The sequence below is a fragment of the Streptomyces sp. NPDC047014 genome (assembly GCF_040644195.1).
In the GTDB taxonomy this organism is placed as follows: Bacteria; Actinomycetota; Actinomycetes; order Streptomycetales; family Streptomycetaceae; genus Streptomyces.
In genome coordinates, this window is the sequence record NZ_JBEYVX010000143.1 from 1 (window position 1) to 8,821 (window position 8,821).

Sequence of the window (8,821 nt, forward strand, 5' to 3'; positions counted from 1 at the left end):
TCCGTCAGGGGGAAGACCGAGTCGATGCCGACCCGGAGCCAGCCGACGCCGTTGTACGGGTGTACGGGTGTGCATGCGGCGGGGCGCGGTGGCTCTGGCGGGGCCGCCCCCGGGGCACACGAAGGGGCCGCGTTCCTCGCGGAACGCGGCCCCTGGAACCACGGTGTGGTTACCGCTGCTTGAGCAGCCACTCGTGGATGGCGGCGGCGGTCACATCACCGTTGCCCTCGAGCATCGTGTAGTGGTTGCCCGGCACGTCGATGGCGTCGTGCTCCAGCGGCCACACGGCCTGCCACTTCTCCGGCGGCGGTCCGACCTCGCCCGGCTCGACGCCGAAGCACTCCGAGGCCCGGACGAGCAGCGTCGGCGTCTTGATCTCCTTCGGCTGCCAGTGCTCGAACAGCGCGAAGTAGGCCGACATCGCGGTGAGACGGTTGCCCGTCATCCGGCCGAAGTCCTTCTCCAGTTCGAGCGCCTTGCCCTCCATCACCGGGACGATGTAGGAGGTCTGGTCGTAGCCGGCCAGGTAGCTGTCGATCAGGACCAGCCCCAGCGGGTGGATGCCCCGCGCCTCCAGCCGTGCGGTGACCTCGTGGGCCACCCGGCCGCCGGACGAACGCCCGGTGAGGACGAACGGGGTGCCGTCCGTCAGCTCCTCGATGCGCTGGACCGCGTACGCGGCGGCGGAGTCGACGCTGTCGGCGACCGGCTCGCCCGTCACGAACCCGGGCAGCATCAGCGACCACACGTCGCGGATACCGCGCAGCGGCTCGGCCAGGGACACCAGCTCCTGGTTGCTGGCCCAGACGGACTGCGAGGGGAATCCGATGATCTTCGGGAAGGCTTCGCCCGCACCGAGCCGGACGAGCGCCGGTCCCTTGCGTACGTCGGCCGGGTCCGAGAAGTTCTCGCGCAGGTCGACCGAGTTGCGCAGGACGCTGTGGCCGATGTCCAGGCGCCCGATCTCGACGGCCCGCCGGTACAGCGCCTCGACTCCGTTGATCACCGCGATCCCGCTGGTGTCCGCGGCGGCCTCGGCCTGTTCCGGCCGCTCCGCCGGTGCGGCCGGCGCAGCCGGTGCGGCGGCGGGTGCGACGGAGGACCGCAGCTGCTCGCTCAGCTCCGCGGCGAGGGCGGCCGGGGTGGGGTGGTCGAAGACCACGGTGGACGCCAGGCGCAGTCCGGTGAGCTCGTTGAGCCGGTTGCGCAGTTCCACGGACGTCAGCGAGTCGAAGCCCAGTTCGGCGAAGCCCTGGGCGTCCTCGATGGCGTCCGCACCGGAGTGGCCGAGTACCTGGGCGACCTCGGAGCGGACCAGTTCGGCCAGTACGGCCAGCCGGTCGGCCCCGGCCGTTCCGGCCAGCCGCTCGTGCAGCCGGGAGGTGGCCCGCGCGTCGGAGCGGGTGGCGCGCCGCTGCGGGGCCCTCACGAGCCCGCGCAGGAGCGGGGGCACCTGCTGTTCGCCGGTGGGCCGGGCGACCGTGGTGTTCAGGCGCATCGGGACGAGTACGGCCTCGCCGGCGACGCCGAGCGCGGCGTCGAAGGCCGCCATGCCCGTCCCGGCCGTGAAGGCGGAGACGCCTCCGCGGGCCATCCGGGCCCGCTCGGCGCGGCCGAGCTCGGCTCCCATGCCGCCGGGCTGCTCCCACCAGCCCCACGCGAGCGAGGTACCGGCCAGTCCGGCCTCGCGGCGGTGCACCGCGAGCGCGTCCAGGAAGGAGTTCGCGGCCGCGTAGTTGCCCTGCCCCTGGCTGCCGAGCAGGCCGGCGGCGGAGGAGAAGAGGACGAACGCCCGCAGCTCCGCGTCCCGGGTGAGCTCGTGCAGGTGCCAGGCGGCATCCGCCTTGGCCCGCAGCACGGTGTCCACGCGCTCGGGGCTCAGCGACTCGATCGTGCCGTCGTCGAGCACACCGGCGGTGTGGACGACTCCGGTCAGCGGCTGCCCGGCCGGTACGGCGGCCAGCAGGGCCTCCAGCGCGGTCCGGTCCGCCACGTCGCAGGCGGTCGCCCGGACCTCGGCGCCCAGTGCGCCCAGTTCGGCGATCAGGTCCGCCGCCCCCGGCGCGTCGGCGCCGCTGCGGCTGGCCAGCACCAGGTGCCGTACGCCGTGTCCGGTCACCAGGTGCCGGGCGACCACGGCGCCCAGTGCGCCGGTGCCGCCCGTGATCAGGACCGTACCCTCGGGTCCGAAGGCCCCGGTGCCCTCGGGCACCGCGGTGTTCCTGGCGAGCCTCGGCGCGCTCGCGGCTCCGGCGCGCAGCGCGAGCTGCGGTTCACCGGTGCCGAGTGCGGCGGGCAGGGCCCGGTACGAGGCGGCGTCGTCGTCCAGGTCGATGAGGACGATCCGGTCGGGGTGTTCCGACTGCGCCGTGCGTACGAGGCCCCAGACGGCCGAGGCCCCGATGTCCGTGGTGCGGTCCGTGTCGAGGACCGAGACGGCCCCCCGGGTCAGGAGGAGCAGCTTGGAGCCGGTGAGCCGTTCGTCGGACAGCCAGTGCTGGACGGTCTCCAGCACGCGGTGTGCCGCGTGGTGGGTGGCCGCGAGGACTCCTCCCTGGTCACCGCCGAAGCAGGTCATGGCCACGACGGCCGGGGCGGGCGCGCCCGACTCCACGGTGTCGAGGAGGGACTGCGGGTCGAGGTACGGCGTACCGGAGAGACCCGCTTCGACCAGGCGCGGCCGGAGCGACAGCGGGTCGAAGCCGAGCATGGCCCACTCGCCCGAGAGCTCCCGGGAGCCCAGCGGCACCGGGGTCCAGCCCAGGGTGAACAGCGAGTCCTGGCGCGGCGCGGAGCCGGCGCCGACGAACTGCTCCAGTGCGGGATCCCGCATCGTCAGCGAGTCGACGGTCGCGACCGGGAGGCCGGCGTCGTCGGTCACCAGCACCGACACTTCGGAGCGGCCCGCCGGCGCAAGGTGGACCCGTACGACCGACGCGTGCGTGGCGTGCAGCCGTACGCCGCTCCAGGCGAAGGGCATGCCGCCCTTGATCGGCTCGCGGCCCGGGGCGAGCCCGAGGATGCCGAGCGCGAGCGGCTGGAGTGCCGCGTCCAGCAGGGCCGGGTGCACCCCGAAGCCGCTGTCCTCGCCGCCGGCCTCCTCGGGGAGCCGGACCTCGGCGAACAGCTCGCCGTCCTTGTCCCACAGGGCCCGCAGCCCCTGGAACACCGGCCCGTAGGCGAATCCGGCCTCGGCCAGGTCCGGGTAGAAGTCCTCGACGGGGATCTCCGTCGCGCCGGCCGGGGGCCACACGGTCACCGGTTCCGGGGCGGCGTCGGCCGCTCCGCCGTCGGCCAGCAGGCCGGAGGCGTGCCGGGTCCACTGCGCCTCGTCGCCGTCGCCTTCGCCGTCCGCCCTGGAGTACAGGCTGATCGCCCGCCGGCCGGACTCGTCGAGTCCGCCGACCAGGACCTGGATGGCGCGGCCGCCCTGCTCGCCCAGTACCAGCGGGGCCTCCAGGGTGAGTTCGTCGATCAGCTCGCAGCCGACCTGGCCGCCGGCGCGCAGCGCGAGTTCCACGAAGGCGGTGCCCGGCAGCAGGGCCGTGCCGAGCATGGCGTGGTGCGCGATCCAGGGCTGGGCGGCCAGCGAGAGCCGTCCGGTGAACAGGAACCCGTCGGACTCCGGGAGCGCGACCCCGGCGCCGAGCAGCGGGTGCCCGGTGGCGGTCAGCCCCATGGAGGCGGGGTCGCCGCCGGAGGAGGCCATGGAGTCCAGCCAGTACCGCTTGTGCTGGAAGGCGTACGTGGGCAGGCCGACCGTACGGGCGCCCGTACCGGCGAACAGGGCCTTCCAGTCGACCGGGGTGCCGGCGGCGTGGATCCGGCCCAGGGCCAGGGCCAGGGAGCTGGCCTCCGGCTGTTCGCGGCGCAGGGCGGGGACGCAGGTGGCGCGGGCGCCTTCCCGGCCGTGGTGGTCGAGGGTCTCCTCGGCCATGGCGGTCAGTTCCCCGCCCGGGCCGAGCTCCAGGAAGGTGTCGACGCCCCGGCTCATCGCGGTCGCGACGCCGTCGGCGAAGCGGACCGTGCCGCGGACGTGCCGGACCCAGTAGTCGGGGGTGGTCAGCTCGTCGCCCGCGATCTCGCCGGTCAGGTTCGAGACGACCGGAATGCGGGGCGCGTGGAACTCTGCCGTGGCGAGGACCTCACCGAACGCGGCGAGCATGGGCTCCATCCGGGCCGAGTGGAACGCATGACTGACCGTCAGCTCCTTGACCCGGCGGCCCTGTTCGCGGAAGGCGTCGGCAAGGGCGCGGACCTGCTGCTCGTCCCCGGAGAGCACCACCGAGCGCGGCCCGTTGACCGCGGCCACCGACACCCCCTCGGGCAGCCCCGGGAGTTCGTCGGGCGCGGCCTGGACGGCCAGCATCGCTCCGCCCGACGGAAGGGCCTGCATGAGCCTGCCGCGGGCGGCGACGATCCGGCACGCGTCGGACAGGGACCACACGCCGGCCACGTAGGCCGCGGCCAGCTCTCCGATGGAGTGGCCCAGCAGCAGGTCGGGGCGCACGCCCCAGGAGCTGACCAGTTCGTACAAAGCCACCTCGAAGGCGAACAGGCCCGCCTGGGTGAACACGGTCCGGGACAGCGCGGAGCCGTCCGCGAACACGACGTCCTTCACCGGCTGGTCCAGCAGGGTGTCCAGCTGGGCGCACACGGCGTCGAACGCCTCGGCGAAGACGGGGTGGGCGTCGTACAGCTCCCGTCCCATGCCCTGGCGCTGCGCGCCCTGGCCGGTGAACAGGAAGGCCGTTTTGCCCTCACCGGCGACGCCCCGGGCCACGCCGGCCGGGGAACCGCCCTCGGCCAGCGCCGCCAGACGCTCCAGGAGCTCCTCCCGGTCCGCGCCGACGAGCACCGCGCGGTGCTCCAGCCCGGCCCGGGTGGCCGCCAGCGAGAAGCCCACGTCCAGCGGGCGCGGGTGCCGCTCCCGCAGGTGTTCGGCGAGCCGCCCGGCCTGGTCCCGCAGGCCGTCCTCGGAACGGGCCGAGATCACCCAGGGCACCACCGGGGCGGCTTCCCCGGCGTGCGCGGCGTCCGCCGTGGGCTCCTGCCCCGCGGTCCCGGTCTCCTCGGGTGCCTGTTCGAGGATGATGTGCGCGTTGGTGCCGCTGATGCCGAAGGCCGATACGCCGGCCCGGCGCGGGCGGCCGGTCTCCGGCCACGCGCGGTTCCCGGTCAGCAGCTCCACCCGGCCCGCGGACCAGTCCACCTCGGGGGTGGGCGCGTCCACGTGCAGGGTCTTGGGCAGTACGCCGTGCTCCAGCGCCAGCACCGACTTGATCACGCCCGCCACGCCCGCGGCGTACTGGGTGTGGCCGATGTTCGACTTGACGGAGCCCAGCAGCAGCGGCCGGTCCGCGGGGCGGTCCTGGCCGTAGGTGGCCAGCAGGGCCTGGGCCTCGATCGGGTCACCGAGGGCCGTGCCGGTGCCGTGCGCCTCCAGCATGTCGACGTCCGCCGTGTCCAGCCCGGCGGAGCTCAGCGCCTGGCGGATCACCCGCTGCTGCGAGGGGCCGTTGGGGGCGGTCAGGCCGTTGGAGGCGCCGTCGGAGTTGACGGCGGACCCGCGCAGTACGGCCAGCACCGGACGGCCGTCGCGCACGGCGTCCGAGAGGCGCTGGACGGCCAGCATGCCGACGCCCTCGCCCCAGCCGGTACCGTCCGCGGCGGCCGCGAACGCCTTGGCCCGGCCGTCACCGGCGAGACCGCCCTGCCGGGAGAACTCCACGAAGGCGCCGGGCGTGGCCATCACGGTCACGCCGCCCGCGAGGGCGAGGTCGCACTCGCCGTTGCGCAGGGCCTGGGCGGCCAGGTGCAGGGTCACCAGCGAGGAGGAGCAGGCGGTGTCCACCGTCACGGCCGGCCCTTCCAGGCCGAGCGCGTAGGAGACCCGGCCGGACATCACACTGCCCGAGGCACCGGTGAGGGCGTAGCCGCCCGCAGCCTCCGTCGAGCTCATCAGTACGGTCGTGTACTCCTGCGGGGTGCCACCGACGAACACACCGGTACGGCTGCCGCGCAGCGCGGACGGGTCGTACCCGGCGCGCTCCAGCGTCTCCCAGGAGATCTCCAGCAGCAGGCGCTGCTGCGGGTCCATCGACAGGGCCTCGCGGGGCGAGATGTCGAAGAACGCCGCGTCGAAGTCGGCGGCCTCGGCCAGGAAGGCACCCTGGCGCGCCGAACCCGACTCCGAGATGAACTCGTTCATGGCCAGACCCTGCCAGCCGCGGTCGGCCGGGAAGTCGGTCATCGCGTCGCGGTTCTCCGCGAGGAGCCGCCACAGGTCCTCCGGACCGCGCACCCCGCCGGGGAACCGGCAGGCCATGCCCACGATCACGATCGGGTCGTCGTCCGGCACCCGCGCGGCCGGCGGGGCAGCGGCGGCGGCGCTGCCGTCGAAGAGCTGCTCGTGCAGGTGGTGGGCGATGCGCTGCGGGGTGGGGTAGTCGAAGACGATGGTGGCGGGGAAGCGCAGCCCGGTGGCCGCGTTGAGCCGGTTGCGCAGCTCCATGGCGGTCAGCGAGTCGAAGCCGAGGTCCCGGAAGGGCCGGTGCGCGGTGATCTCGTCCGTCGTCTGATGGGTCAGTACCGCCGCCGCCTCGGTGCGCACCAGCTCCAGCAGACGGTCGTGCTGTTCCGGCACGGTGAGACCCACGAGGGCCTCGCGCAGCGCAGAGCCGGAGGACTCGTCCTCGGAGGGGACGACGGCGTCCTCGCTCAGGACGCGGGCGACTTCGGGGATGTCCTCGATGAGGGGGCGCCGGCGGGCCATGGTGTAGCCCGGGGTGAAGCGTTCCCAGTCCATGTCGGTGACGGTCAGCGTGGTCTCGTCCTGCTCGATGGCCTGCCGCAGGGCCTCGACGGCCAGAGCCGGTTCCATCTGGCCGACACCGCGCCGGGACAGCTGCTCGGCGGTACCGTCCGCCGCCATGCCGGTGGCCTTCCAGCCGCCCCAGGAGACGGAGGTCGCAGTGAGGCCGCGAGCCCGGCGCTCGGAGGCGAGGCCGTCCAGGTAGGCGTTGGCGGCGGCGTACGCGCCGGTCCCCGCGCTGCCCCAGACGGCGGCACCGGAGGAGAAGAGGACGAACGCGTCGAGGGGCAGGTCCGCGGTCAGGGCGTCGAGGTGACGCGCGCCCTGCACCTTGGCGGAGAAGATGCCGTCGAGGTGCTCGGGGGTGGCCTGGACGAGTTCGGCGTAGCCGGATATGCCGGCGGTGTGGAAGACGGCGGTGAGGGGGTGTTCCGCCGGAATCGCCTCGATGACCGTGGCGAGCGCCTGCCGGTCGGTCACATCACAGGCCACGACGGACACCTCGGTGCCCAGGCCACGAAGCTCCTCGACCAACTCGCTCACGCCATCGGCCTCTTCGCCGCGACGGCTCAGCAGCAGGAGGTGTTCGGCGCCGTCCTTCGCGAGCCAACGCGCCAGGTGGGCACCGATCCCGCCCGTGCCACCCGTGACCAGGACAGTGCCGCGCGGATTCCACTCCCGGACCGGAACCGGGCTACCACCCAGGGGCGCACGGACCAGACGACGGGCATACGCACCCGACGACCGCACCGCGACCTGATCCTCACCCTCACCCGCCGCAAGAACACCGGTGAAGCCGGCGGCAACCCGCTCGTCCCACGCCTCAGGGACATCGACCAGACCGCCCCACGTGCCGGGCTGCTCCAGACCGGCCACCTGGCCGAGCGCCCACAGCTGCGCCTGCACGGGCCGGACCGGATCAGCGGCGCCCACGGTGGCGGCGCCCCGGGTCAGGGCCCAGAGCCGACCCGACACGGCAGCATCGGCCAGACCCTGGAGCAGGACCAGCGTCGCCGCCAGAGCAGACTCCTCGTTCCAGCCGAGCAGGGAAACCACACCCGCCGCATCCGGAGTCTCCGCGAGCCGTGCGGCCAACGCCGCACGCTCCACATCCGCCCCGGCCTCCAGCACCACGACCTCGGCCCCGGCCGCCGCGAGAGCGGCCCGGACCTCCTCCACCGGTGCCCCGGCACCCGGCGTGACCAGCAGCCACGTCCCGTCCAGACGGCCGGACGCCGGAACACTCACCGAACGCCACACCGTCCGGTAACGCCACGAATCCAGAACCGAACGCTCCCGACGGCCCTTGCGCCACGCCGACAACGCCGGAACCACCGGCTCCCACGCCCCGACCGCACCACCGTCCACCAACTCCGCCACACCAGCCGCGTCCGCGCGCTCCACCGCACCCCAGAACGCGGCATCGACCGGGTCGACCGCGGCTTCGGCGACTGGTGCCACGACGTCCGCGATCCAGTACCGCTGGTGCTGGAAGGCGTAGGTCGGCAGGTCGACGCGCCGCGCCCCGGACCCGGCGAACAGCTGCTTCCAGTCGACCGGGGCCCCGGCCACATAAGCCTCGGCCAGCGAGGTCAGGAAGCGCTCCGCGCCGCCCTCCTCACGACGCAGCGACCCGATGGCCGCGCCGGCGCCCAGAACACTTTCCTGCGTCTCCTGGATCGCCATGGTGAGCACCGGATGCGGGCTCGACTCGACGAAGATCCCGTACTCCTGTTCGGCCAGCAGGCGGGTGACCGGCTCGAACTGCACCCGCTCGCGCAGGTTCCGCACCCAGTACCCGGCATCCAGACCGGCGGTGTCCATCCTCTCGCCCGACACCGTCGAATAGAACGCGACGGACGAGGACTGCGGACGGATGTCCGCCAGCTCCCTCAGAAGGTCCTCGTTCAGAACATCCACCTGCGCGGAGTGCGAGGCGTAATCCACCGCGATACGACGCGCCCGCACACCCTCCACCTCACAGGAGGCCAGCAGCTCATCCAGCGC

At 73.7% G+C, this 8,821-nt stretch carries 1 protein-coding gene; it reads right to left on the bottom strand.

The genetic code is table 11. The features are described from left to right. Window positions 1–169 precede the first annotated feature (169 nt). Complete coding sequence (locus ABZ873_RS33110; RefSeq protein ID WP_360880234.1) at window positions 170–8,818, bottom strand: SDR family NAD(P)-dependent oxidoreductase; 8,649 nt, start codon at window positions 8,816–8,818, stop codon at window positions 170–172. Window positions 8,819–8,821 lie beyond the last annotated feature (3 nt).